General features: G+C 59.0%; 24 protein-coding genes and 1 other RNA gene. 2 read left to right on the forward strand and 23 right to left on the reverse strand.

Annotation, left to right across the window (positions count from 1 at the left end; translation table 11 throughout):
• Positions 1-136: 136 nt before the first annotated feature.
• The 3 genes from typA to VE23_RS07525 form a co-directional block, all read right to left on the reverse strand.
• A complete protein-coding gene (gene typA, locus VE23_RS07515) occupies positions 137-1,975 on the reverse strand; it encodes a translational GTPase TypA (RefSeq protein WP_048744425.1) in 1,839 nt (612 codons plus the stop codon).
• A gap of 52 nt (positions 1,976-2,027) precedes the next feature.
• A complete protein-coding gene (locus VE23_RS07520) occupies positions 2,028-2,510 on the reverse strand; it encodes a hypothetical protein (protein ID WP_021877501.1) in 483 nt (160 codons plus the stop codon).
• A 164-nt stretch (positions 2,511-2,674) separates the two neighbouring features.
• On the reverse strand, positions 2,675-3,349 hold the full coding sequence (locus tag VE23_RS07525) for a TerC family protein (protein WP_232312782.1): 675 nt from the start codon (positions 3,347-3,349) through the stop codon (positions 2,675-2,677).
• Positions 3,350-3,626: 277 nt separating this feature from the next.
• Between VE23_RS07525 and VE23_RS07530 the strand changes: the two genes are divergently transcribed.
• Complete coding sequence (locus tag VE23_RS07530) at positions 3,627-4,319, forward strand: TerC family protein (RefSeq protein ID WP_021877503.1); 693 nt, start codon at positions 3,627-3,629, stop codon at positions 4,317-4,319.
• A gap of 57 nt (positions 4,320-4,376) precedes the next feature.
• On the opposite strand, the gene thiI is transcribed toward VE23_RS07530, so the two are convergent.
• The 6 genes from thiI to VE23_RS07560 all read right to left on the reverse strand — a co-directional run bounded on the left by thiI (position 4,377) and on the right by VE23_RS07560 (position 8,974).
• Entirely contained in the window at positions 4,377-5,612 is a 1,236-nt protein-coding gene (gene thiI / locus VE23_RS07535; RefSeq protein ID WP_048744422.1) for a tRNA uracil 4-sulfurtransferase ThiI, read from the reverse strand.
• Positions 5,613-6,794: a cysteine desulfurase family protein gene (locus VE23_RS07540; RefSeq protein ID WP_021877505.1), complete on the reverse strand. Its 1,182-nt coding sequence runs from the start codon at positions 6,792-6,794 to the stop codon at positions 5,613-5,615.
• Between the two features lie 146 nt (positions 6,795-6,940).
• Positions 6,941-7,651: a lytic transglycosylase domain-containing protein gene (locus tag VE23_RS27635; RefSeq protein WP_332310160.1), complete on the reverse strand. Its 711-nt coding sequence runs from the start codon at positions 7,649-7,651 to the stop codon at positions 6,941-6,943.
• A 156-nt stretch (positions 7,652-7,807) separates the two neighbouring features.
• On the reverse strand, positions 7,808-8,197 hold the full coding sequence (locus VE23_RS07550; protein ID WP_048744420.1) for a hypothetical protein: 390 nt from the start codon (positions 8,195-8,197) through the stop codon (positions 7,808-7,810).
• Positions 8,198-8,203: 6 nt separating this feature from the next.
• Complete coding sequence (locus VE23_RS07555; RefSeq protein WP_021877508.1) at positions 8,204-8,419, reverse strand: DUF1540 domain-containing protein; 216 nt, start codon at positions 8,417-8,419, stop codon at positions 8,204-8,206.
• A 54-nt stretch (positions 8,420-8,473) separates the two neighbouring features.
• The gene (locus VE23_RS07560; RefSeq protein WP_049867680.1) at positions 8,474-8,974 is read right to left on the reverse strand and encodes a YpuI family protein; all 501 of its coding nucleotides are present in this window, start codon (positions 8,972-8,974) and stop codon (positions 8,474-8,476) included.
• A 212-nt stretch (positions 8,975-9,186) separates the two neighbouring features.
• Here VE23_RS07560 and VE23_RS07565 point away from each other — a divergent pair, with 212 nt between their 5' ends.
• Entirely contained in the window at positions 9,187-11,106 is a 1,920-nt protein-coding gene (locus VE23_RS07565; RefSeq protein WP_021877510.1) for a S8 family peptidase, read from the forward strand.
• A 120-nt stretch (positions 11,107-11,226) separates the two neighbouring features.
• On the opposite strand, the gene rnpB is transcribed toward VE23_RS07565, so the two are convergent.
• The 14 genes from rnpB to era all read right to left on the reverse strand — a co-directional run bounded on the left by rnpB (position 11,227) and on the right by era (position 24,902).
• An RNA gene (gene rnpB / locus VE23_RS25075) (RNase P RNA component class A) lies at positions 11,227-11,634 on the reverse strand.
• A 35-nt stretch (positions 11,635-11,669) separates the two neighbouring features.
• Positions 11,670-12,791, reverse strand: a complete 1,122-nt coding sequence (locus VE23_RS07570) for a Nif3-like dinuclear metal center hexameric protein (RefSeq protein ID WP_048744417.1) — start codon at positions 12,789-12,791, stop codon at positions 11,670-11,672.
• Positions 12,758-13,543: a tRNA (adenine(22)-N(1))-methyltransferase gene (locus VE23_RS07575; RefSeq protein ID WP_048744415.1), complete on the reverse strand. Its 786-nt coding sequence runs from the start codon at positions 13,541-13,543 to the stop codon at positions 12,758-12,760. The genes VE23_RS07570 and VE23_RS07575 overlap by 34 nt, the downstream gene beginning before the upstream one ends.
• 1 nt (position 13,544) lies before the next feature.
• The gene (locus tag VE23_RS07580; RefSeq protein WP_021877513.1) at positions 13,545-14,369 is read right to left on the reverse strand and encodes a hypothetical protein; all 825 of its coding nucleotides are present in this window, start codon (positions 14,367-14,369) and stop codon (positions 13,545-13,547) included.
• 203 nt (positions 14,370-14,572) lie between these two features.
• Positions 14,573-15,700 carry an RNA polymerase sigma factor RpoD gene (rpoD, locus tag VE23_RS07585; protein WP_048744411.1) on the reverse strand — a complete coding sequence of 376 codons (1,128 nt, stop codon included), beginning with the start codon at positions 15,698-15,700 and terminating at the stop codon, positions 14,573-14,575.
• Between the two features lie 19 nt (positions 15,701-15,719).
• Positions 15,720-17,567, reverse strand: a complete 1,848-nt coding sequence (gene dnaG, locus VE23_RS07590) for a DNA primase (protein ID WP_021877515.1) — start codon at positions 17,565-17,567, stop codon at positions 15,720-15,722.
• A gap of 41 nt (positions 17,568-17,608) precedes the next feature.
• Positions 17,609-18,082, reverse strand: coding sequence for a YaiI/YqxD family protein (locus VE23_RS07595; protein WP_048744483.1), 474 nt, complete (start codon positions 18,080-18,082; stop codon positions 17,609-17,611).
• Positions 18,083-18,179: 97 nt separating this feature from the next.
• Positions 18,180-19,010, reverse strand: coding sequence for a pyruvate, water dikinase regulatory protein (locus VE23_RS07600; protein ID WP_048744409.1), 831 nt, complete (start codon positions 19,008-19,010; stop codon positions 18,180-18,182).
• A gap of 60 nt (positions 19,011-19,070) precedes the next feature.
• The gene (gene glyS, locus VE23_RS07605) at positions 19,071-21,158 is read right to left on the reverse strand and encodes a glycine--tRNA ligase subunit beta (protein WP_049867681.1); all 2,088 of its coding nucleotides are present in this window, start codon (positions 21,156-21,158) and stop codon (positions 19,071-19,073) included.
• Positions 21,151-22,038 (reverse strand): glycine--tRNA ligase subunit alpha, encoded by an 888-nt coding sequence (gene glyQ, locus VE23_RS07610; protein WP_049869661.1) that lies wholly within the window; start codon positions 22,036-22,038, stop codon positions 21,151-21,153. Before glyQ ends, glyS begins: the two co-directional genes overlap by 8 nt.
• 410 nt (positions 22,039-22,448) lie before the next feature.
• On the reverse strand, positions 22,449-22,607 hold the full coding sequence (locus VE23_RS26415; protein WP_021877521.1) for a hypothetical protein: 159 nt from the start codon (positions 22,605-22,607) through the stop codon (positions 22,449-22,451).
• A gap of 115 nt (positions 22,608-22,722) precedes the next feature.
• Positions 22,723-23,586, reverse strand: a complete 864-nt coding sequence (gene recO, locus VE23_RS07615; RefSeq protein WP_069202439.1) for a DNA repair protein RecO — start codon at positions 23,584-23,586, stop codon at positions 22,723-22,725.
• A 98-nt stretch (positions 23,587-23,684) separates the two neighbouring features.
• Positions 23,685-23,852, reverse strand: coding sequence for a YqzL family protein (locus tag VE23_RS25740; protein WP_083436658.1), 168 nt, complete (start codon positions 23,850-23,852; stop codon positions 23,685-23,687).
• 108 nt (positions 23,853-23,960) lie between these two features.
• Complete coding sequence (era, locus tag VE23_RS07620) at positions 23,961-24,902, reverse strand: GTPase Era (RefSeq protein WP_048749906.1); 942 nt, start codon at positions 24,900-24,902, stop codon at positions 23,961-23,963.

Here is a 24,902-nt window from a genome sequence, read left to right on the forward strand (position 1 = left end):
TCCTCCTTGAGTGGATATCAATGCCGGCAGGCCCGATATCATAAAGACGAACAAGCGGCGAATTTGGATGCCGGCCGGCTGGCCGGCCCCAATCGCCGCTGTTACGTTCATGATTCAGGCAAGCCGCTTGAACCGATTATACGTTTGCCGAAGTTTTGCGCTGCTTCTCGGCACGCTCGCGTTCGCTCTTGTTCAGGAGCTTCTTGCGCATCCGGATGGATTTAGGCGTGATTTCGCAGTATTCGTCGTCGTTGAGGTACTCCAGCGCAGCTTCGAGGCTGTACGTGCGCGGCGTTTTGAGCCGGACCGTATCGTCCTTCGTCGCGGAGCGGATGTTCGTCAGCTGCTTTTCCTTGCAGATGTTGACGACGATGTCCTGGTCGCGGTTATGCTCGCCGACGATCATGCCTTCGTAAATCTCCGTGCCCGGCTCCAGGAACAGAATGCCGCGGTCTTCTACGCCCATCATGCCGTAGAAGGTCGATACGCCGTTCTCGGTTGCGACCAGAACGCCTTGGTGGCGTCCGCCGACTCCGGAGCCGGCGATCGGACCGTAGCTGTCGAAGGCATGGTTCATGATGCCGTAGCCGCGCGTCAGCGTCAGGAAATGGGTCCGGTAGCCGATCAGGCCGCGTGCCGGAATGATGAATTCCAGGCGGACCTGGCCGTTGCCGTTGTTGACCATGTTGACCATTTCCGCTTTGCGCGTTCCAAGGCTCTCCATGACGGCTCCCATGCTTTCTTCCGGAACGTCGATGAGCAGGCGCTCGTACGGCTCGGATTTCACGCCGTCGATTTCCTTGACGATGACCTCAGGCTTGGAAACCTGCAGCTCGTATCCTTCGCGGCGCATGTTCTCGATCAGGATGCCGAGGTGAAGCTCGCCCCGGCCCGATACGATGAAGACGTCCGGGCTGTCCGTATCTTCGACGCGCAGCGCGACGTCGGTCTCGAGCTCTTTGTAGAGGCGCTCGCGAAGCTTGCGGGAAGTGACCCACTTGCCTTCGCGTCCGGCGAACGGGCTGTTGTTGACGAGGAACGTCATCTGCAGCGTCGGCTCGTCGATCTCCAGCACCGGCAGGGCTTCAGGCTTCGCGGGATCCGCGATCGTCTCGCCGATGTTGATGTCCTTGATGCCGGCGATGGCGACGATGTCGCCGCCTGCCGCTTCCTCGACCTCGACGCGCTTCAGTCCCTGGAAGCCGAACAGCTTCTCGATCCGGGCTTGCTTGATTCCGCCTTCGCGGGTCATGACGGCGACCGTCTGGCCTTGGCGGATGACGCCGCGGTTGACGCGGCCGATCGCGATGCGGCCCATGTATTCGTTATAGTCAAGCAGCGTGACGAGGAATTGCAGCGGATCCGTGACGCTCTCGGTCGGATGCGGGATATGCTGGACGATCGTTTCGTACATGGCTTCCATGTTCTCGTCCTGCTTATCCAGGGTCATGCTGGATGTGCCCATGAGAGCGGAAGCGTACACGACCGGAAATTCAAGCTGCTGGTCATTGGCGCCAAGCTCGATGAAGAGGTCGAGAACCTCGTCCACGACAGCCTCGGGAGTCGCGTTCGGACGGTCGATCTTGTTCAGGACGACGATCGGGGTCAGGTTGTGCTCGAGAGCTTTGCGCAGAACGAACTTCGTCTGCGGCATGCAGCCTTCGAAAGCGTCCACGACGAGCAGAACGCCGTCGACCATCTTCATGATGCGCTCCACTTCGCCGCCGAAGTCGGCGTGCCCGGGAGTATCGACGATGTTGATGAGGTAGTTCTTATAGTTGATCGCGGTGTTTTTCGCCAGAATCGTAATGCCGCGCTCCCGCTCCAGATCGTTGGAGTCCATCGCCCTTTCATGGACGACTTCGTGGTCGCGGAACGTTCCGGACTGTTGCAGCAGCTTGTCGACAAGCGTCGTTTTGCCGTGGTCGACGTGCGCGATAATGGCGATATTGCGAATGTTCTCTCTTGCTTGCATAACTTCTAATCCACTCCATCTCTTTGTGTTCAAAAATAGACCGACATCCAGCTTACCAGCGGACACGCTTGCTCATCATCATCCAGCCGCCGACAGCGACAAGCACGATGGCGATGAGGTAAATACCCCAGCTCCAAAGCAGTACGAAAGCCATGCAGGCCGCCCATACGATGCCCAGGATCAAGGCGATCGAATAGGCGCTTTTTGGGTGGGAAGAGTCGAACATGTAGTATTCATACAGCCCGACGGCCAGTCCAAGAATGAAGAAAGGCCACAGAAATTTCATGTACCCCCATCCGAACCAGTTGCTAAACAGGAACACCAGTGCATATACGGACAACATACCGCCCGGAACCAGCGCTGCCGCAGGAATCAGCCGGCCAAAGTAGAGCACATGCAGCAGAACGCCCGGAATCAGCACGAAGAGCGGCCAAAAAACCGAACCGATAAAGCTGAAAACTCCCAATCTGCCCAGAAGAATGAAAATCCCTGCCAGCAGGATAACAATTCCGGCGGAATATTGATTGCGAATCAATTTCTATCCCCCCGTTTCCCATAACGCCTGCCGAAGCAACGGCAGAAGACGACAGCTCATATCTTTCTTATTCTATAGGAAGTGCAATAAAAATACCAGCAGGAACAAGCAGGGAAATGAAATAAACCCGAAGCGGGCTTCGGGTCGCCGCAAGCGGCGGAAAGTCATGGCCGGTTTTTCTTCATCGTCGCGATGCCGAGCACGATGACGAGCGGAATGAACAGCACCGGGATAGCGGCATGGGCGAGCGGAATCCGTGCGAAGACGGCATGCAGGCCGGGATCGGAGACGAGCATTTCGCCGGCTGCGTATCCGAGCAGGCCGGAGCCTGCGTAGACGAGCGACGGGTAGCGGGCCAGAAGCTTGCCCAGCACATGGCTGCCCCAGATGATCATCGGTATGCTGAGGACGATTCCGAGCATCATAAGTACGGGTTCGCCGTCCGCCACGGCGGCAACGGCAAGCACATTGTCGAGGCTCATGATGAAATCCGCCGTGACGATCGTCCATACGGCGCCGGCCAAGGTTGCGGCGACAGCCGGCCTCGCTCCGGAAGTGCCGGGACGCCTTCCCGCTTCGGCGTCATGCAGCAGCTTGACGGCGATCCATACCAGCAGCACGGAGCCTGCGGCCTGCAGGTAAGGGAGCTGCAGCAGAGAGATGGCGGCGAGCGTCAGCAGGCATCTCAGCCCGACAGCGGCGAAGGATCCCCACCATACGGCGCGCTCGCGCTGCTGCGAGGGCAGCTGGCGGCTGGCCATCGCAATGACGACGGCATTGTCCCCGCTGAGCAGAATGTTGATCATGATGATTTGCAGAAAAATCCAGAGATTGTCCACCCGTACATCCCCTTTCTATTTCAGAGGTATGTCCAAGCTTGCGGAAATATGCAGGCGGCCTTCCTTCCTCCCGCTGCGCGCGCCCGCCGCTCCGATTCCTGCTTCTTTGGCTCCTAACGGCGGTGCCGGAATTCCGGGGTGCAAGCGAAGATGCGGAATTCCATCGGCACGAAATAAATTCTGACTGCTAAAAAAAATGAATCCATTGTCCGAACGCCCCCGTATAAGGGTAGGTACTTATGAGGTTTAACGAAGAGAACTTGAAGGAGGAGCTTGTATGGACTGGTTAGGGCCTCTGCTGACCATCATTTTCATCGATCTTATGCTTGCCGGAGACAACGCGATCGTCATCGCCCTCGCGGCCCGCAACCTGCCCAAGGAACAGCAGAAAAAAGCGGTCATCTGGGGAACGTTCGGCGCGATCGCCATCCGCATGGTCGCGACGGTGCTCGTCGTTTATCTCCTTGATGTTCCGTGGCTCCATCTTGCCGGCGGTCTCCTGCTGATCTGGATTGCTTATAAGCTGCTGGTGCAAGAGGACAGCAGCCATGACAATATCAAGGCGGGGGGCACGCTCGGCGCCGCGATCGGAACAATCGTCGTCGCGGACGCAGCCATGGGCATCGACAACGTGCTCGCCGTTGCAGGCGCTTCGCATGGCAACATCTGGCTCGTCATCGTCGGCCTTCTTATCAGCATCCCGATCGTCGTATGGGGCAGCACGGTGTTCATCAAGCTGATCGAGAAGCTCCCTTGGATTCTGTACGTCGGCGCAGCCGTTCTTGGCTATACGGCCGGACATATGATTGCCGGAGAGCCGAAGGTCGCCCACCTGTTCGACGGCCGTCCGATGCCGGAATGGGTGTTCATCCTCATCGTCATCGCCCTCATCCTTGGAGCAGGCTTGCTGACCAACTGGATGCGGAAGAACAAAATGAATTCGCAGCAAAAAGAAAGGGAGACCCATTAGAGTCTCCCGGAGCCTGCCGGAAATATGCCGGCGGGCTTTTTTTAGTTGAGGCCGGTCCTAGAACCAATCCCGGTCCTCGGATTCCTGCAAGACCGCAGATTTGCGCTTGATGATTTCGCCTCGGCTCAGGACGATCGTCTCCGTATTCTCCGCAGCGAGCCTCACCATGTCCCCCAGCCCCTCGATCGACTGCTCGGTGCGCTCCACCACGCGCAGATTGGGATTCGTGCTCGGGGATTTCGGCACGAACAGCGTGCAGCAGTCCTCGAACGGAAGAATGGAAGTCTCGTACGTGCCGATCTGTACGGCCTTGTCGATGATTTCCTGCTTGTCCATCATGACGAGCGGCCTCAGCAGCGGCAGCGACAGCGTGCGGCCGATGACGTTCATGCTTCCGAGCGTCTGGCTCGCCACTTGTCCGAGGCTGTCGCCTGTCACGACGGCTCCCGCTCCATGCTTCTCCGCCAGCAGCTCCGCGATGGCGAGCATCGAGCGTCTCATGAGCGTAATGGTCAAGTGCTCCTGGCCCGTCTGCGTAAAGCGGGTCTGGATATCCGTGAACGAAACGAGATGGAGCTTCAGCGGCTTGCCGGCATACACCGACAGCCGGCGCGCAAGCTCGATGACCTTGTCCGTCGACTGCTCGCTCGTGAACGGATAGCTGTGGAAGTGCACCGCCTCCAGCTCCAGCCCTTTGCGCATGGCGGACCAAGCGGCGACGGGACTGTCGATTCCGCCCGACAGCAGCAGCATCGCTTTCCCGTTCGTTCCGTACGGAAATCCTCCTGCGCCAGGCTCGCTCGCGCAATAAAGGTACGTTCCTTCCGGCTGGATGTCGACCCGCAGCTCCGTCTCGGGACGATGCACGTCCACGGCGAGGCCGGGGTAAGCCCGCAGTATGGCTGAGCCGACGATATGGTTCATGTCATAGGACGGATGCGGAAAGCCTTTCCATCCTCTTTTAGTGGACACCTTGAAGGTCGCAGGCTCCTTCGGCAGCGATTTCCATACTTCCAGCGCCGTCTCCCGGATCGAGTCGGCATCCGACTCGGTCCTCTTCACCGGGCTGAAGGAATGGATGCCGAACACCTTGCCCAGTCCGGCGGCAGCTTCTTCGTACGAAGCCCCGTTCAGCTTGATATAGATTCGTCCGTACGTTTTGTTGAACTCAAGTTCGGGCATATGCCCGAGCGCATCTTGAACATGCCGCAGCAGCTGCTGCTCGAACCTTCCCCGATTGCGGCCCTTCAGCGTAATCTCGCCGAACCGGACGGTTATGAAGTCATAAATCATTTATCTCCCATTCCTTTCAAGGGGCTTCAGCCGGCGGACCGCTTCGGCCAGGGCGTCCGCCAGCCGGTCGATATCCTCCGGCCCGTGCTCGTCCCCGAAGCTCACACGGATTCCCGCTGCCGCCCTGTGCCTTGGATAGCCCATCGCCAGCAGCACGCCGCTCGGCTTGTCGTCCTTGGAGGAGCAGGCAGATTTGGTCGAGACGAGCATGCCCGCCTCCTCCAGTGCATGGACGAGCACTTCAGGCTTCATGCCGGCATAGGAGAAGTTGAGCACATGCGGCGCCTGATAAGGCGAATCCGGTGCGGAATCCCCGTTCACTTCAAGCTCCGGCAGCAGGGCAATGCGGTCCAATAGGCGGCTTCTCAGTCCGCCCAGCTTGCGCGCGCGCTCTTCCCTGGATTCCATGGACAGGCGGACCGCCTTGGCGGAAGCAACGATGCCCGGCACGTTCTGCGTACCGGGCCGGAAGCCGCTCTCCTGCTCGCCCCCTCCAAGCAGCGGCTCCAGCCTTACGCCTCCACGGACGTACAGGAATCCGCTGCCCTTCGGACCGCGAAGCTTATGGGCCGAACCGCTGAACAGATCGATCCCCCACTCCCTCAGCCGTACGGGCAGCTTGCCGATGCTCTGGACGCCGTCGACATGGAAGAGGGTGTCGGGACAGCCCCGCAGCAGGCTCCCCGCTTCCGCAATCGGCTGCACGGCTCCCGTCTCGTTGTTGACCTGCATCAGGCTGACCAGAATCGTGCCCGGCTTCATGGCATCGCGGAGCTGCTCCACGCTGATCCGGCCTATGGAATCCACGGGCAGATAGGTGACCTCGAAGCCTTCCCTCTCCAGCTGGCGGAACGCCTCCAGCACCGAGGCGTGCTCCGTGACGGAGGTGATCAAATGGCTGCCTTTGGAACGATTCGCTCTCGCCGCGCCCTTGATGGCCAGCTGGTTGCTCTCCGTGCCTCCGGAAGTGAAGATCCACTCGTCCGCTTCCACCTCGAACAGCTTGCCGAGCAGCTCTCTCGCCTGGCGGATGAGACGGTCCGCATCCAAGCCTGCGCGATGCAGAGAGGACGGATTGCCGTAATGCCGCTGCATGACCTCTGCCAGCGTCCGCACGACATCCGGATGAGGAGGCGTCGAAGCGCAATGGTCAAAGTAAAGCCAAGCCTTTTCCGGGTTCATTTAGTCCAAGACTCCTTTTGGCAAAAAAATAAAAAACCGCCTGGCCGGCTGTCCCCGATCGGATCGGGACAGCTTCGGAGCAGCGGTCATGGTACATGTCCGAATGTTGAACAGGCACCCACTATCGTATCGCAAAACAGGTAGCGTTACAAGCGGAGCGAGCTTTCCTTCTCCAGCACTTTGGCCACATAACGCTGGGTTTCGGCCGGCAAGGTGGAGAAAAGGGCGCTCAAGGACGATTCATCGGAAATGCCGAGGCGGTCAAGCTTTCCGGGTCCTGCATTGTAGGCTGCGAGCGCGGTTGCCGCGCTGCCGTCGTACTTGCGCAGCAGATACGACAAGTATTTCGAGCCGCCGTCGATATTTTGAGCCGGATCGAACGGATCGGTCACGCCAAGCCCGCTTGCCGTCCCGTCCATCAGCTGCATGAGCCCTTTGGCCCCGGCGGACGATTCGGCGCTCGGGTTGAAGGAGGATTCCGCTCCGATCACCGCCTTGATCAACGACTCGGATACTCCGTAGCGGGCTGCGGCAGATTGGATCATGCTTTCGTAAGGCGCTGCGGAGCCGTCCGCCGCTGATCCCGAGACAGCCGCGCTCATCGAGTCCAAGCCTCCGGGCAAGCCCGTCTGCAGCAGCTGCAGCGGGGCCGGAATGCCATAGCCGTAGGAATCGTCGTTTTCCTCGCCAGCCCATGCGCTCTGGTCCGATGCCGAAAGCTGTGACAGCAGCTGGTCGAACGAGGTTTGTCCGACAGCCGAAGTGCCGGAGGCGGAAGAGCCGGTGAGCTGGCTCAGGCTCGGCGACAGCTGCAGTTTAAGCAAAGTCGTGAGGATGCGGGGGTCGATGGACATCATGTCATTCCTCTCTAGCCATTGTCATGAAATGTATATCGGTTTATCGCCAGTCAAAATGAATGCCTGGTCAAAGATTAAGCTGCTAGCCGCAACCGGTCGCGTCTCGGTCGCTGCCGGATCGAAAAAACCCGTCCTCGGAAAAAGGACGGGCTGCAATCAGCCGAGCATCAAATATAAGGGCAGTAAGATCAAATAAACGGCGGCGGCCAGCCCGCCCATCGCCATCGCGATGCCGCCGAGCATCCGGCTGCCTTGGAAAAAGGCGAAATAACCGAATACGGCCGCCGTAATTCCCATAAATGCCGGCCAGATCAGCCAGGATAGCACGGCGAATACGAGTGCGGTCCAGCCGAGCGAGCGGCCGGCCGAGACGACTTCGCGCTTCAGCGATTCGATGCGCCTTTGGCTGCCGCTGGATTCGGAATGCGGGGCCGGCGCGATTTCGGCAGCCGTTTCCACATCGCCGAATTGCTCGCGCGAGCGGGCGATCCAATCCTCATGCCGCTTCTTCCGAATTCCGTGACGGCGCCTCGATGGATCGGACATAAGCCCTCAGCCTTCCTTCGGCTTGAACGTATGGCAGCAGGTGGCGGAGGATTCCTTGGCTGAATCCTGGTGGTTGACGCCAAGATCCTCATCGGCGAATTCGGCCGTCAAATCCGCATGGGCATGCTGGTCGATCTCGATGTTGATGGCATCGGCGCCACATTGGTTGCCTTGTCCCCAAAACGCACAGTTCGATACGCTGCAAGCTACGCCTTTTGGCATAGTCGATCACCTCCGCTACAAAGAATTCCCGCGGCGGGCCCGACGTATGCTTTCCTATTTCTGACCTTGCATCCTGCGCTGGGTCATGTAGTCATTTTCATAATAGGCAAGGTCGTCGCGCAGATCTTCGTAAATCTTGGATACGCCGAGCACGATGTCGCGCGCCGCGCGCACGGGCTTGTGGCGGAAGCGGATCGCATCCTGGCCCGTATAGGCATATCTTCCATCCTCGGAATACCCCTCGTTCTTCGGATAGAAGAACGCGTTCACGCTATGATGGTAAACCTCATACAGCAATCTCTCCGCATAGTCATTGTCAAAGGTCGGGCGGCGCAGCGTGACGCCAAGCTTCTCGTAAGCCACTTCGGAATAGACCAGAAGATGGCGCAGATCCGACAGCAGCCCTTTGTAGAAGGTCTGCTCCTCGCCGCCTGCATCCGGCGCCTCCAGCTGCGGGAGTGCATGCTGGTTCAGGAATGGCTCCAGCAAGGATACGGCTTCTTTGAGCTTGCCGCGCGTGGATTCGCTTAACGCTTTGACGTTGGCAGATGGCATTGTGATGTTCCCCTTTCATCGATCCAGCAAGACTTTGATGGTCACGTTTATCCTATCACAGAACAGCGGCGATTTGTAGGTATTTGGGACATGTTCCTGCATCGTCCTGCACCCGCAGCCGAAGCCGAAGCGCATAATTCCGGGCTTCCTTCCCAACTCTAAAGGAGCACGCTCGTCCAGTTACTTATGCTTTCGGGAGGTTTTCTGAAGCTATGCGAAAAAAATGGATCGGCGCCTTCGCGGCGCTCGCTTTCCTTGCCATTCTGATTCCGATCAGCCCGTTGTTCGTATCTCCCGGCGGCAAGCATCATGAGCAGCAGCAGGCCAAAACACGAGTCCTTTCGGCCCGGGAAGAACATCTTCTCAAGGAAGCAGACGTCAAGCACGATATGGACGCCACCTCGCAGTTGTGCGCCTCCCAATGCTCCAAGGACATCGGCAAGCTGTTCTCGCTTGCGGATCGTCCGTCCGCCGACAAGGAGCGCGGCATGAAAAAGCTGATCGCCATGCATCCGCAGATGCTGCGGCTCGAGTGGATGCAGAAAGACAAGGCGTCCATCTCCGCGGGCAGCATGCCCAAGTCCGCCGAAGCCAGGCTGAAGGCTTCGATTCAGGCGGCGAAAAAAGGAGTCGAAGCCGGCAGCCGGTACCAGTCCCCTATCGTCGAAGCGGATGGCCAGCGCTACATGGTGCTTGGCATTCCGGCTTACGGCGGCCGAGAAGGGGTGCTCGGAATCATCCGGCAGGATATCGTCGGCCAGGTGCAGAGGCATCAAATGCGCAATCTGCGGCTCGTGCCCTATCCAGCCGAAGGCCATTACAGAGTCGAATCGGTCCATGCGGGAACCGGCCGTGAAATGACCGTCCGCACGGGCGAGGACAATGGCGCGTCCAGCCATTATCATGTGCAGGAAGTCGTCGTTCGGTTCCGCAGCCATCCCGGACCGGGAGAGCTGGCGCGCATCCGGCGGGACATCGGCGCCGTGTCCGAAAACAAGATGAACAGCACGTTCATCTTCCGATCCCGCAGCATGGACGCCATGAAGATGATGGGCTATTTCCGCAAGAAATGGAATCCCGTCTATGTCGAGCCCCATTACCTGTATATAACCAACGACCGTCCCCTCGAAAATCAAGCCGGCAGCGGCGCGAGGGCCTTGGTGGACGAGACGGCGGCCCAGCCGATCATTCCGAACGACAGGCTGTATTCCGACTATCAATGGAATCTGCCGTCCATCGAAGCCGAGCTCGGCTGGAACCTGTCCAAGGGCAGCGATGCCGTGAAGGTCGCCGTGCTGGATACCGGCGTCCAGGCCGACCATCCCGACTTGACCGGCAAGCTGGAGCCGGGAACCAACATCGTGACGAGCGGATCGAAGCCCGACGACGATGTCGGTCATGGCACCCATGTCACCGGCATCATCGCCGCCACCGTCAACAACGGGGAAGGCGTAGCCGGGCTGACGTGGTACAACAAGATCATGCCGGTCAAGGTGCTGGACAGCAGCGGAGCCGGCTCCACGTATTCCGTTGCCCAAGGGCTCATCTGGGCGACGGACCATGGCGCCAAGGTCATCAATATGAGCCTGGGCAACTATGCATCCGCCGAGTTCCTGCATGACGCGATCAAATATGCCTACGACAGGGACGTCGTCCTCATTGCGGCCAGCGGCAACGACAATACGGACCGGCCGGGCTATCCCGCCGCCTACCCGGAAGTATTCGCGGTCGCCTCGACCGACTCCAAGGGCCAGAAATCGTCGTTCTCCAACTTTGGAGATTACATCGACGTCGCCGCTCCAGGCGACAGCATCGCAAGCACTTACCCCGGCAGCCAGTACGCGGCATTGTCGGGAACATCGATGGCGAGCCCCCATGTGGCCGCTCTGGCGGCCCTGATCCGCTCGCGCAATCCCGACCTGACCAACGTCCAGGTGATGGATATCATGCGCCGTACGGCGATCGATCTCGGCGCCAAAGGTAAGGATTCTTATTTCGGCTACGGGCAGATCGACATCGACAAGGCGCTGCGGGAAGCGGGCAAGACGGCTCAGCCGCTCCAGGCATTTCCCGAACAGGTGAAAGGGCGGCTGCAGCGAATTACGGACAAATTCAAAAACAGCGCCAGATAGAAACGCAAGAAGGAGCCCCCGGCAGGGAGCTCCTTCTTTGTGCTTGCCTTCATGCGCCGGCCGTATGCCGGCAAGAGGCCGTTTATGCTGGTTTAGTCGTGATTGGGATGGGAATTCGTTGCGGAAAGCCTGCCGTAAGCCGGGTTCTGTGCTCTTCGTGGTCCAGACGGGAACGACCCTCCCACTGCAAGCGACAATCATCTATCTAGGCCTGCCATTGCTGGCAGGCTCAAGCGACCAACCCGAACGCTCCCCGGGCAAGGGTTGCAGCGCGAAGCTGCCGCGTTCTCTTAGGTCTTGCTCCGGATGGGGTTTACCAGCCGCGTTGTCGCCAACGCCGCTCGTGGTCTCTTACACCACGGTTCCACCCTTGCCTGATCCGCGCCGCAAGCGGCGGGCCATCGGCGGTCCATTTCTGTGGCACTATCCTTCGGCTCGCGCCGACTGGACGTTATCCAGCATCCTGCCCTGCGGAGCCCGGACTTTCCTCTCGCGGCACTAGCCGCCAGCGATTGTCTGTCAGACTTTCCAAACCCTTAGCTAGTATACCTGCTGCAGCCTCATCAAGCAAGCCGGAAAGGCTCGGTATTTATGGTTGAGGCGGCCACTTCCGTGCTGTACTTGGATCCGGCCAGACGCTCGCGCAGCCAGTCGGCTGTTTTGGCCTTCATGATCTTCTCCGCATTATGGCCGGGATCGATCAGCGTCATGCCCGCCGCCAGCGCATCATGGGCCGAGTGGTAGTCGATGTCTCCGGTAATGAGCACCTGCGCCCCGGCGAACTGCGCGGCCCGCCAGTATTTGGCCCCGGAGCCGCCCAGCACGGCTGCCTTGCGGATCGTCGCGGAGAAATCGCCGGTGACCCGCACGAACGGAACGTCGAAGGCGGCTTTGACCCTTTCGGCCATGCCTGCGAGCGTGATGGGCTCTTCCAGCTTGCCGGAACGGCCAAGCCCGCGGACAACGCCCTCCTGCTGGAGCAGCGTGATGTCGAAGGCGACTTCTTCGTATGGATGGGCGCTCTGCATCGCTTGGACAGAACGCTTCAGCAGGCTTTCCGGCACGATGGTCTCCAGCCTGATCTCGTCGACCGTCTCAAGGCGTCCTGTAGAGCCGATATAGGGATCCGTACCCGGCCCGGGACGGAACGTCCCCCTTCCCTCCACGCTGAAGCTGCACTGGTCGTAAGCGCCGATCGAGCCTGCGCCCGCTGCCCACAACGCTTCGCGGACAGCCTCGTGATGGGAACCCGGGACGTACACCGACAGCTTGAACAGCTTGTCCTCATGCACCTTCTCCAGGCTGACCCTTCCTTCCGGCTTGATGCCGACCGCATCCGCCATCCAGTCGTTCATGCCGCCGTCAGCCGTGTCGAGGTTCGTATGGGAAATGAATACGGCGATATCATGCTTGATCAGACGCTCATAGAGCGAGCCTGCCGGCGACGACGTATCGATCTTGGCCAGCGGCCTGAAAATGATCGCATGATGGGCGATGATCAGATCGGCCCCCATGGCGATCGCTTCCTCCACCACGGCTTCCGTGACGTCCAGCGCGACAAGCACTTTTCTGATCTCCTTCTGCAGCGTGCCGAGCTGCAGGCCGATCCGGTCGTTTTCCACCGCGTATTTTTTGGGAGCCAGCTGCTCCATCAATCCTGTGACGAATTGTCCGCTTGCGAACATGACAGCACCTCCTCGATCAGCCGGCACTCGCGCCTGAAACCTTCGGCACGGGCTGCCGCTTCTTCCGTTCCGGATTTTTGCAGTTCTCCGACGATCCGCTCCAATTTCTTCAGCTCGGAGCGCCATTTGAGGGCGAAGGCTTCGGTTTCGTTTCGGCCGCGAAGAAGCCAAGGGCCCATTTTCAGCCGCAAATCCGACTCCTCTTGAATCGACAGCCCCTCAAGCGTCGTGCCCGAGCCATAGAGCCGGTCATTCAGCGTCGCATGCTCGGGGTTCCGAACCGCATGGAGAACTTCATAGAACTTGCCGTCTTCCTCCAAAATCGTCTCGTCCTGCAAGTACCAGCCCTGCTCCCGCAGCCATTGCCGAACAAGCTCCTCGCCTATATTCGGCTGCAGCACGAGCTCGGTGACGCCCTCCAGCTTGCCGGCCGCAGCCCCCTCGTCCAGAATCGTCCGGATCAAGCCTCCGCCCATGCCGGCTATAGTGACGGCATCGGCTTCTCCTGTCTGGAGCACCTCCAGGCCGTTGCCCCGGCGGGCCTGAATCAATGACGTCAAGCCGGCGGCTGCGATGCCTCGGCGAGCCGCTTCCAGCGGTCCTTCGTTAAGCTCTCCGGCAATGCCGGACGGACTGATGCCGCTCTGCACGAGATAGACGGGCAGCAGCGCATGATCCGATCCGATATCCGCGATTCGCGATCCTTTGGACACAAACCCCGCTATGGCGGAAAGTCGTTTGGAAATCAACATATCAGGCAACCCACGCTATCCAATTTTTTCGCAGAAGGAAAAGAGCCCCTCCGCCTATGACCAGTTTACCAACAAACAGCGCCTGGAGCCAAACTCCCGAGCCCGAATTTGCAAAGAGAGCGATTTCCGGCATCAGGACAAGCAGCGCCGAGAAGCCGAGCAGCACCGCGCAATCGCGCTTGCTCCACCGCTGTGCGAACCATCCCGACCAGGAGAACAGGCCGGCAAGCGGCAGCCAGTACAGCTGGGCTTGAAACAGCGAATAAGGGTACGAATGGTTTCGGAGCAGTAAGGAGTAGACGATGGCAAGGCAAGCCCAGCCGCTGAAATGAAGCAGCGGGATGCGCGCGGCAATGCCGTACGCAATCCAGAATGCAGCGCAAAGTCCGAGAACGAGAGCTTTCCAGCCCCACGCATCCAATCCGTGCAGGTGAAGAAGATAGAGCGACAAGCCGGCCAATGACAGCATAGCGAGTCCGATCCAGCTCAGCCCGACCGTTTCGTTGCGAGGCCTCAGGATCGTCCCCGCCGTAAGCATGCCCCCCGTTGCCAACAGGCAGAGAGCTATTTGCAATGCCGGATGAAAAGAGCTAAAATGAAGAACAATCAAACAGAAAAAGGAAAAGATAACAAAAATAGATATCCATTTCCAGGCCGAAAATCTTCCGGAACCGCCCGCGGCCGGTTCCTTCGAAACATCGGGTTGCGCTTCCTTCTCGGTGACATACAGGTTGAGCAGGAAGTCGCAGTAATGATCGGGAAGCAGCTTCCCTTTTCTCCACTGCTGGATTTCCTGCACGATGATGCGGCGACGGTCAGCTTCCATATTCGGCTCCTTTTCACGCAAAGGTTCAGGCCGGCAAGGCAGATATGCCTCAGCCGGAACGGTATACCGTAGTCATCGACAACAAGGCTCGGATGTTGAAGGGACTTCGGTCCCCGATGACCATGGTCCCACAGCAATTTGCCCGCCTGTCCATGACTAAAAAAAGACCCTCTGCCGGCGGCAGAAGGTCATTCCTTGAAGGTCTATTCCAGAAAATCCTTGAGCCGCTTGCTGCGGCTCGGATGGCGAAGCTTGCGAAGCGCCTTGGCTTCAATCTGGCGGATCCTCTCGCGCGTGACGCCGAATACCTTGCCTACTTCCTCGAGCGTCCTTGTCCGGCCGTCATCGAGGCCGAAGCGCAGGCGGAGAACGTTCTCCTCCCGCTCCGTCAGCGTATCCAGCACATCCTCAAGCTGCTCCTTCAGCAGTTCGTAAGCGGCGGCATCGGCCGGCGCGAGAGCTTCCTGATCCTCGATGAAATCCCCCAGATGCGAGTCATCCTCTTCCCCGATCGGCGTTTCCAGCGATACAGGCTCCTGGGCAATCTTCATGATCTCGCGGACCTTGTCCGTGCTGAGATCCATCTCGGCGGCAATTTCCTCCGGCGTAGGTTCGCGTCCGAGCTCCTGCAGCAGCTGGCGCGAGACGCGGATCAGCTTGTTGATCGTCTCCACCATGTGGACAGGAATACGGATGGTCCGGGCTTGGTCGGCGATGGCGCGGGTAATCGCCTGACGAATCCACCAGGTCGCGTACGTGCTGAACTTGAAGCCTTTTTGGTGATCGAATTTCTCGACAGCCTTGATGAGACCCATGTTGCCCTCCTGGATCAGATCCAGGAACAGCATGCCGCGTCCGACATAACGCTTCGCGATGCTGACGACGAGACGAAGGTTGGCTTCCGCAAGACGGCGCTTCGCTTCTTCATCGCCTTTCTCGATACGCTTGGCCAGCTCGATCTCGTCATCGGCCAGCAGAAGCGGGACGCGTCCGATCTCCTTGAGATACATGCGGACAGGATCGTTGATCTTGATGCCCGGCGGCAGCGAAAGATCGTCGTCGAAGTTGAAATCGTCGCTTTCGCGTTCCTGGTCTTCGCTGCCCATAGGGGTCGGGCCGTCCTCGGTCTCGTTGGTCACTTCGATGCCGAGATCGTCCAGCTGCTCAAAAAATTCGTCGATCTGCTCCGGCTCCTGGTCGAACGGAGCAAGCTTGTCGATGATTTCTTTATAGGACAGGGAAGAACGCTTTTTGCCCTGTTCAATGAGCTGGTCTTTCACCAGCTCCATTTTTTGTTCGTTGTCCAGCTCAGTATGTTGGTCATTCGCCATATTCCCGACTCCCTCCTCCCTAGAAATGTTCGTCCTGCCGTTTCATTAGCTGTCTTTCTAGGGCGATAATCTCACTTTGGATCTTGGCCGCCTTCAGCACGTCGCCGCTCCGCTCCGCCCGCAGGGCTTCTTCTCTCCTGAGCTCGATTTCCCTCAGCTGCGGCACCTTCAGAATCTCATGAATGTAGGCCGAAAGCAGATGCTCGTCAAAAGGAGATGAATCCTCATGCATCAGAATGGAAGCCGCCGCCCTCTCCAGGCGGTCATCCTGCAGCGAAGCGATGAACCGGCTAGCATCCGGCTCATGCCCTTGCGCGTAATAGGCGTATAAATAAGCAGCAAGCGCCGCGTGATCCTCCACGTTGAATGCATCTCCGAGCCGGTCGTAAATGCTCCGTGCGACTTCGGCATCCCGTATCATCACGCCGAGCAGCCTGCGTTCCGCGCGCTGGTAAGCGGGCAGCAGTGCAGGCGCGGCAGGCGCACGCCTCGTTTCATTCCTACCATTATTCCACGAATTGTCGTTCTTATCCCTGTCCGGCCTGGATTTCTGGCGTTCGCTGTACAGCCTGTGGCAATCCTGCTTCAGCGATTCCAGGGAAATTTCGAATTCTCGCGACAATTCCTTCAGATACACTTCCTGTTCCGTTCGAGAATCCAGTTCCGCTACAATGCCAACGGCTTCCATGACATAATTTTTGCGGCCCTCTTCTCCTATGAGTGTATGACTCCTGCGTGAATATAGTAGTTTAAATTTCGTGACCGACACGGGATTGTCCATCGTCTCCCGCATGAAGGTCTCCGCGCCGAAACGGGTAATGCATTCGTCCGGATCCATGCCCTTGGGCAGCATGGCGACGAGCACGCGAAGCCCGGCCTTCTCCAGGATCGGGATGTTCTTCATGACGGCGGCTTGGCCGGCGTCGTCTCCGTCGTAACAGAGGATGATTTCCTCCAAATCCCTTGAAAGCCGCTTCGCCTGCTCTTCGGTCAAAGCGGTTCCCATCGTGGCCACGCCGTTTTTGACTCCGGCGCTCCATGCCTTGATGACATCCATATACCCCTCGAACAGCACCCCGGAACGCTTTTTGCGCATGACCGGCCGCGCAGCGTGCAGATTGTACAGCAGCTTGCTTTTGCCGAACAGCCTCGTCTCCGGGGAGTTCAAGTATTTGGGCTGGGAGTTGTCCATGATGCGTCCGCCGAAGCCGCATACTTTGCCGTCCCGATCGCGGATCGGAAACATGACCCGTCCTCGGAAACGGTCGACGTGGCCGCTGCCGTCGGATTTGGCCGAAAGCAGTCCCGCTCGTTCCAGCAGCTCGGGCTCGTAGCCCCTGGAGGTCAGAAATCTGGAGAGCGTGTCCCAACTTTCAGGCGCAAAACCGATGGAGAACTCGTCGATCAGCTTGCTGTTCAGCCCCCTGGAGAGCAGATAAGCGCGAGCTTCCTGGCCCTGGGCGGAATTGTTGAGCAGATAATGGTAGAACTTGGCGGCAAGCTCATGCGCCTCATAATGGCGCTCGAGCTCGGGGTCACGAGGCGAAGAGCTATCGTCGGACGCGTCCCATGTAATGGGCATCCCCGCCTCTTTCGCCAAATGGCGGACGGCTTCAGGGAAAGTGTAGCCCTCGATCTCTTCAATGAACCGGATGACGTTGCCGCCTTTGCCGCAGCCGTAGCAATGAAAAATCTGCAGCTCCGGCGTGACCGTGAAGGAGGGAGTCCGTTCGGAATGGAACGGGCACAGCCCCTTCATGTATTTGCCGTTCTTGGTTAGATGAACGTACTTCCCTACCGTGTCCACAATTTCATGATGCCGGCGCACTTCATCGATGACGCTGTCCGGTATCTTGCCATATGCCACTCGTTCATCACCTTCGTCTTAATAACACGTAATACTATTCGCTAGACCCTATCGTTTTCCTGCCTGTGCTTCAAAACTTTTGTCAGCTTTTGTTGAAAGCAGGCCCGGTCTTCCGACGTCATGGCCTTAGGTCCTTTGGTCCTTCCGCCGCTGCGTCGGATGACGCTTTGCTCATGCCGGCGGGCCATCAGGAAGTCGATGTTCCCGTCCGTGTAGCTCTGGCCGCGAAACCCGATCACTTCGGCTCCCTTGGCCAGCGCGATGGCGGCAAGTCCAAAGTCTCCGGTAATGACGATATCTCCGCGGCGGATCCGGTTCAGGATATAAAGATCGGCCGACTGGCTGCTTCGGTCCACATGGACCACTTCCGTGCCGGGCTCTCTCTCCAAGCGATGGTCATAGGACGAGACCAGCACCACCGGCACGGATGCGGCGGCTGCCGTATCGATGATTTCCCGCTTGACCGGACAAGCGTCGGCGTCAACAACGATCACAAACGGCTCTCTCAATAGGATCCTCCCGTCAACCCGTCCTGCCTCGGGCGCAGCCGCCGCTCCGGTCATGCTTCATCACGAGGCTGCAAATGCTCCGGATGTGTTCCATGACGGAGCTTCAGCTGCCCCGGACATGCTCCATGATAAGGCTTGCCGTTTCTTCGACCGCCCTGTGGGACACGTCGATGACAAAACAGCCGATCCGGTCCATGATCTCCTTGGCGTAGAGGAGCTCCCTCTCGATGCGCTGCGCCGTCGCATAGGAGGCGCTGTCAGGCAGGCCGAGCGCCTTGAGCCGCTCCTTGCGGATGACGTTGAGATAATGGACGTCGATCGTAAGGCCGACAATCCGCTCCCTTGGAACCGTGAACAGCTCGTCCGGCGGCTTCAGTTCCGGCACGAGCGGGACGTTGGCGACTTTGTATTTCTTGTGGGCGAGATACATGGACAACGGGGTTTTCGACGTCCGTGATACGCCTACAAGAACAATATCGGCTTTTTTGACGCCGGTTGTATCCCTAGCGTCATCATATTTGACTGCGAATTCTACCGCTTCGACCTTGCGGAAGTAATCCTCGTCAAGCACATGGTTGAGGCCGGGCTCCTGCCTGGACGGCATTCCAGTCTTCTTCTCGAGGCTGGCGACCAGCGGGCCGAGCAGATCGATCGTCTCGACTCCGCTTGCAGCTCCCAGAGTGGTCATCGCTTCCCGCAAATGGGGAAGGACGAGCGTATACAGAATGATCGCTCCGTTGCCCCTGGCAAGCTCGACCACCTTGGCCAGCGACTGCTCGTCCGCCACGAACGGAGCCCGCCGGATCTGGGGCACGATGGGATGGAACTGGGCCGCTGCGGCACGGACGACGAGCTCGCCCGTATCCCCGGCGGAATCGGATACGACATATACGATCACATCGCGAATCTGAGCCGGCTGATTCATGCCGGTCATACCCCCTATCCAAATATAATCCGCCTTAAGGGGTGCGCCTTAAGGCGGGCCGAGAGAATATCAGGACCAGACCAGCTTGGAGAAATCTGCGTAGGCCGCCGCATCGCGGGCGATCTGCGACAGGAGCGCCAGGCGGTTGCGGCGTACCGCTGCATCATCGGCCATGACCATGACGCTGTCGAAGAACGCCGTAATCGGGCCGCGCAGTTCCGACAGACGGGCCAGCGCGCCATGGGCGTCGCCGGCTTCCATGGAAGCCGCGAACCGGACGTGAACGCCATTGGCATGCTCGAACAGGCTGCGCTCGGCTTCCGCCTCCAGCAAGGAAGCGTCGACGGCTGCGCCCTCCTCCGCTTTGGCGGCAAGATTGGCGGTGCGCGTCAAGGCGTCCACGACGCTCTTGAAGTCGTCCTTGTCCGGTCCGGTCGCCAGCGCGATGAGCGCTCCGGCGCGGCTGACGGCCATATTGAGATCGTCGAATCCGGCCGCCAGCGCCGCATCGATCACATCGTAGCGGTTGCCTTGTTCCGTAAGCACGTTCTTGAGGCGCAAGGCAAAGAAATCGTAAAGCTCCTTACGGATTTCATCCCCGCTTCGTTTCAAGCCCCGCTCGGCATGAATATCAAGGGCGAAGCCGAACAGCTCTCCAAGGCCGATCGCCATCCGATGGCTCAGGACGATCTGGACGATGCCGGCTGCCTGACGGCGCAGGGCGTAAGGATCCTGCGAGCCTGTCGGAATGATTCCGATCGAGAAGCAGCCGACGATCGTGTCGATCTTGTCCGCCAGGCTGACGATGGCTCCCGCCAGGGAAGCCGGAGCCAGGTCGCCGGAGAAGCGGGGCTGGTAATGCTCATTGACAGCCCGGGCCACTTCTTCGCGCTCGCCGGCTTTGCGGGCATAGTCTTCGCCCATGATGCCTTGCAGCTCGGGGAACTCGTACACCATCTGAGTCACGAGGTCGAATTTGCAGATTTCAGCCGCGCGGACGGCATCGCCAGCGGCCTGCGGATCCGCCTTCAGAGCTTCTGCGATGCTTCGGGACAGCTTGACGATCCGGCGGACCTTGTCCGCTACCGTGCCGAGCTCTTCGTGATAGACGACATTTTCCAGCTTGCCGAGAGCTTCGGCGATCGGCAGCTTCTGGTCTTCGTCATAGAAGAACTTCGCGTCGGACAAGCGGGCTCGGAGCACCTTCTCGTTGCCTTTGGCGACGTTCACGAGCGAGACGGAATTCCCGTTGCGCACCGTCACGAAGTAGGGCAGCAGCTTGCCGCTGCCGTCCAGCACCGGGAAGTAGCGCTGATGCTCCCGCATTGAGGTGATCAGCACCTCCTGCGGAATTTCCAGGAAGGCGGAGTCGAACGTCCCGAACAGCACGGTCGGCGTTTCGACGAGGAACAGCACTTCCTCCAGCAGATCGTCCTTGATGGAGATCGTCCAGCCTTTTTCTGCAGCAAGCGCTTCGATCTGTTCCACGATCAGCTTCTCGCGCTCCGCGATATCGGCGATGACATGCTGGGAGCGGAGAGCTTCGATATAACGGGCGGGCTCTTCCACTGCCGTCTCGCCTCCAAGGAAGCGATGTCCGCGCGTCACGTTGCCGCTGCGGACGCCGGCAATTTCCAGAGGAACGACTTCGCTTCCCAGCAGCGCGATCAGCCACTTGATCGGACGAACGAATTTGAGATCGTAGCTGCCCCAGCGCATGTTTTTGGGGAAGGTCATCGCGGCCAGAATGCCGGCGAGGCCTTCCGGCAGCACCGATGCCGTGTCGGTGCCGATGCTGCTTTTGCTGGCATAGACGTATTCCACTCCCGCAAGCTCCTTGAAGAACAGAGCCTCGGGCTCCACGCCCTGGCTGCGGGCGAAGCCGACCGCCGCCTTGCTCCAGTTCCCCTCGGCATCCTGGGCGATTTTACGGGATGGCCCTTTCACGTCCTCATGCACGTCGGCCTGCTTTTCCTCCACGCCTTCCACAAGCACGGCGAGACGCCGCGGAGTCGCGTAAGCGTGGATGTCTCCATGGCCGATTCGGGAATCGTCCAGCCATTTGGCCGTCCGGTCCTTCAGCTGGTTCACGGCTGCGCGCACGAAGCGGGCAGGCACTTCCTCAAGACCGATCTCGAACAGCAGATCCTTAGCCATTCTGCTCAGCTCCTTTCTTCAGCAAAGGGAAGCCGAGGCGTTCCCGCTCCTCCAGGTAAGTGGCCGCGCAGGTGCGGGCGAGGTTGCGGACACGCGTAATATAGCCCGTCCGTTCCGTAACGCTGATCGCGCCTCTCGCATCCAGCAGATTGAACGCATGGGAGCATTTCAGCACATAATCGTAAGCCGGGAATACGAGGTTCTGCTCCATGGCTCGGCGGGCTTCGCCTTCGTACATGGAGAACAGCTGGAACAGCATCGCCGAGTCGCTGACTTCGAACGTATATTTGGAATGCTCGTACTCAGGCTGCAGGAAGACATCGCCATAAGAGACTCCTTCTACCCATTCGAGGTCGAAAACATTTTCCTTCTCCTGAATATAGGAAGCCAGACGCTCCAGCCCGTACGTGATCTCGCCGGATACCGGGCTTGTCTCGATGCCGCCGACCTGCTGGAAATAGGTGAACTGCGTAATCTCCATGCCGTTCAGCCAAACTTCCCAGCCAAGGCCCGCGCAGCCGAGTGACGGGTTCTCCCAGTTGTCCTCGACAAAGCGGATATCGTGATGCAGCGGATCGATGCCCAGACGCTTGAGGCTTTCCAGGTAAAGCTCCTGAATATTGTCCGGGGAAGGCTTGAGAATGACCTGGAACTGGTGATGCTGATACAGCCGGTTCGGATTTTCGCCGTAACGGCCGTCAGCAGGACGCCGGGATGGCTCCACATAGGCTACGTTCCACGGCTCTGGGCCGATGGAGCGCAGGAATGTCATCGGATTCATCGTTCCGGCGCCCTTTTCCACGTCGTATGGCTGGACCAGAATGCAGTTCTGTTCCGCCCAGAATTGCTGCAGCGTCAGAATCATGCCTTGAAAATTCATCATATGCACTCTCCTTCAAGTGGGATGGAATCCCGGATCCATGAATCCGGGGATGCCGTCAGATGGAAGGGAGAGGGGCTGTATGCACGCAAAAAACCCTCGCCGCCTACGTCTGACGCACAGACGTAGGGACGAGAGTCTGCTCCCGCGGTTCCACCCTACTTGGCTTCTTTCGGCAGGCCGCCGTCCGAATGCCCTCTTTCCTGAACAACACGCACTCCGGAGCGCCTGTCATCTGCGTCGTCCGGCCGGGCTTGCACTGCCCCCGGCTCGCTGATCGGATCTGCCGCAGATACCTTCTCCATCATAGTCCGTTATACATATTGATTCATTGTATTCTTCAGGAACGGGTTTGTCAACTCCCGGGTTCAGCCTCATGAAGGAATTCATGTTCCCGACACGTTCAGGACTCAGGACTGCTTGTCAGCCGAAACAGGCTTGCTGCTGCCTTCCGCTTGAGGATCTATGTTCTGCCCCTGCTCGATTTTGCGGGTCTGCTCCGGAGAATTGTTCTCCGGGTTTTGCTTGTCCCGTTCATCGGGATTTCCTGCATTGATTTGGTTCGCCATGCCGGCCACTCTCCTTTTGAACGTTGATTGTCCCGTATCCGGCCATCAACGGCCTCGGGTAAAGATGCTTACCCTATCAAGAAAAGGTTCAAGCAAGCCGTGCACCATTATGCCATCAAGCGTCCTCCGGATCCACCGCTTCCTCGCCGCCGGACGGCGAAGCTTCAGACGGACTGTCCTCGGCAGACTCGGGCGCTGGCATCCGCCGGCGCGGAACGGCCGGCGCCGCCGGATCCGGAGCGAACCGCTCCAGCGAATCCAGGAAGGAACGCGATTTCAGCCGAAGATCGAGATGCGTGTCCATCAGAACGCGCAGCGCCGTCTTCAGCTGCTTGCTCGTTTCGGGACGAACCTGGATATTGCCGAGCCTGCGCATGTCGATAGCCGACAAGAGCCGAAGCAGCCGCAGCGTCCCCTCCTCGAGCGGAATCGCCCGCGGGTCCCTGCCATGGCAGCGGCGGCAGAGAATTCCGCCCCCATCCGCACTGAGCCGGAACGGTCCCTGGTCCGATCCGCAATTGATGCACTGAAACAGCTGCGGGCCGTATCCGGCTGCTTCGAGAATTTTCATTTCAAACAGATGAATGACGACCGCCGGATCCTTCCCTTCCCGAAGCCCGTCGTAGCAGGCCTTGAGCTGATGGAACAGATAGGCTCCGGCCTCTTCGTCCTGGAAGGCTCTGTCGCACAGCTCGGCCGCATACGCGGCATAAGCCGACAAATCCAAATCCTCCCGCAGCCGATGGTTTGATTCCATGATCTCCCCGGCATTCAACGTTCCCAATCCGGCATTGCGAAAAAAAACGAATTCCCCATATGTAAACGGCTGGACGAGCGATGTATGCCGGCTTCTGACCTTCTTTGCTCCCCGCGCCATGACCCCGACCTTGCCGACCGTATCCGTCAGCAGCGTCACGATCTTGTTGCCTTCCCCGTAATCCGTGCTGCGGATCACAATCCCTTCGACTCGGTACAGCATGGACACCATCCCCTTTCGCCCATCGGAGGGAATCCTCGGACTCTCCGCATGCAAAAGGTCCGGAGCGCTCGCTCCGGACCTGCTCATGCTGCCGGAAGTCAGAAGATGGCAGCCTGCTCCGCCTCTCCCGTTTCTTCGGCAGCTTCCGCCGCGGCGGCCATTCCGGCTGTGCCGGATGCCTCGCGAAGCTGATCCACTTCCTTGTAAAGCAGAAATGACTCTACATCACCGGTCCGCGCAAAATAGGTCCACGAAAAATCCCGCATGAAGCAACACCCTTTCGCCTCTCGAAGTGGAAAACGCCCCCGCAGGCGTCGTCCTCTTTAGAATGCGATAAAGGAGCGTCGGCTATGCTGACAATTCCATGCAGGAATTCATTCGCTGCGATAGCCGAGGTCCTTGAGCACGCGGTCCTGGTTGCGCCAGTCCTTCTTGACCTTGACCCACAGCTCCAGGAATACCTTGGAGCCCAGCAGCGCTTCGATATCCCGGCGCGCGCGCTTGCCGACTTCCTTGAGCATCGCGCCTTGCTTGCCGATAATGATGCCTTTCTGCGAATCCCGCTCGACGAAGATGACGGCTCCGATCTGAACGACGCCGTTTTCCTGGACTTTCATGTCCTCGATCGTGACGGCGATGGAATGCGGCACTTCTTCGCGCGTCATCTGGAGAATCTTCTCGCGCACCATTTCGGCGCAGACGAACTGTTCCGGGTGGTCGGTGACCTGATCGGCGGGATAATATTGCGGTCCCTCCGGCAAGTAGCGCTCCAGCTGCTCCAGAAGCCGGTCGACGTTGCTGCCTTGAAGCGCGGAGATCGGAACGATCTCGGCAAAATCGTACAGGTCCTTGTACTGGACGATCGTCTCGAGCAGCTTCTCCGGCTCGACCTTGTCGATTTTGTTCAAGATCAGAAATACCGGCGTTTTGACCGATTTCAGCCGTTCGATGATGAAACGGTCGCCGCCGCCAATTCCTTCGGAGACGTCGATCAGGAACAGGACCGCCTCGACCTCGGACAGCGCTCCTTCGGCTGCCTTGATCATATAGTCGCCCAGCTTGGATTGAGGCTTATGGATACCTGGAGTGTCCAGGAATACGATCTGCGAGCCTTCGCGAGTCAGCACGCCATGGATCTTGTTGCGCGTCGTCTGAGGCTTGTCGGACATGATCGCGATTTTTTGTCCGATCATATGGTTCATGAGAGTCGATTTGCCGACATTCGGACGGCCTACGATCGCGACGAATCCCGAGCGGAATCCTTTATTTCCCTTGCCGGTGCTATCGGGACCTTTGCCTGCTGCTCCACCTGCCAT

Origin of the sequence: Paenibacillus sp. D9, from assembly GCF_001188365.1 — a bacterium.
GTDB classification, from domain to species: domain Bacteria; phylum Bacillota; class Bacilli; order Paenibacillales; family Paenibacillaceae; genus Paenibacillus_O; species Paenibacillus_O humicus.

Coding starts and splice junctions, on each gene's coding strand:
- VE23_RS07540 (WP_021877505.1), bottom strand. CDS start 6,794: ATGAACCCGGAAAAGGCTTGGCTTTACTTTGACCATTGCGCTTCGACG.
- VE23_RS07575 (WP_048744415.1), bottom strand. CDS start 13,543: ATGTTGATTTCCAAACGACTTTCCGCCATAGCGGGGTTTGTGTCCAAA.
- VE23_RS07550 (WP_048744420.1), bottom strand. CDS start 8,197: ATGTCCGATCCATCGAGGCGCCGTCACGGAATTCGGAAGAAGCGGCAT.
- era (WP_048749906.1), bottom strand. CDS start 24,902: ATGGCAGGTGGAGCAGCAGGCAAAGGTCCCGATAGCACCGGCAAGGGA.
- glyS (WP_049867681.1), bottom strand. CDS start 21,158: ATGGCTAAGGATCTGCTGTTCGAGATCGGTCTTGAGGAAGTGCCTGCC.
- VE23_RS07555 (WP_021877508.1), bottom strand. CDS start 8,419: ATGCCAAAAGGCGTAGCTTGCAGCGTATCGAACTGTGCGTTTTGGGGA.
- VE23_RS25740 (WP_083436658.1), bottom strand. CDS start 23,852: ATGCGGGATTTTTCGTGGACCTATTTTGCGCGGACCGGTGATGTAGAG.
- VE23_RS07530 (WP_021877503.1), top strand. CDS start 3,627: ATGGACTGGTTAGGGCCTCTGCTGACCATCATTTTCATCGATCTTATG.
- VE23_RS26415 (WP_021877521.1), bottom strand. CDS start 22,607: ATGGCGAACCAAATCAATGCAGGAAATCCCGATGAACGGGACAAGCAA.
- VE23_RS07600 (WP_048744409.1), bottom strand. CDS start 19,010: ATGACCGGCATGAATCAGCCGGCTCAGATTCGCGATGTGATCGTATAT.
- VE23_RS07580 (WP_021877513.1), bottom strand. CDS start 14,369: ATGGAAGCTGACCGTCGCCGCATCATCGTGCAGGAAATCCAGCAGTGG.
- glyQ (WP_049869661.1), bottom strand. CDS start 22,038: ATGAATTTTCAAGGCATGATTCTGACGCTGCAGCAATTCTGGGCGGAA.
- rpoD (WP_048744411.1), bottom strand. CDS start 15,700: ATGGCGAATGACCAACATACTGAGCTGGACAACGAACAAAAAATGGAG.
- VE23_RS27635 (WP_332310160.1), bottom strand. CDS start 7,651: ATGATGTCCATCGACCCCCGCATCCTCACGACTTTGCTTAAACTGCAG.
- VE23_RS07570 (WP_048744417.1), bottom strand. CDS start 12,791: ATGTTCGCAAGCGGACAATTCGTCACAGGATTGATGGAGCAGCTGGCT.
- thiI (WP_048744422.1), bottom strand. CDS start 5,612: ATGATTTATGACTTCATAACCGTCCGGTTCGGCGAGATTACGCTGAAG.
- typA (WP_048744425.1), bottom strand. CDS start 1,975: ATGCAAGCAAGAGAGAACATTCGCAATATCGCCATTATCGCGCACGTC.
- recO (WP_069202439.1), bottom strand. CDS start 23,586: ATGCTGTACCGAGTCGAAGGGATTGTGATCCGCAGCACGGATTACGGG.
- VE23_RS07565 (WP_021877510.1), top strand. CDS start 9,187: ATGCGAAAAAAATGGATCGGCGCCTTCGCGGCGCTCGCTTTCCTTGCC.
- VE23_RS07560 (WP_049867680.1), bottom strand. CDS start 8,974: ATGCCATCTGCCAACGTCAAAGCGTTAAGCGAATCCACGCGCGGCAAG.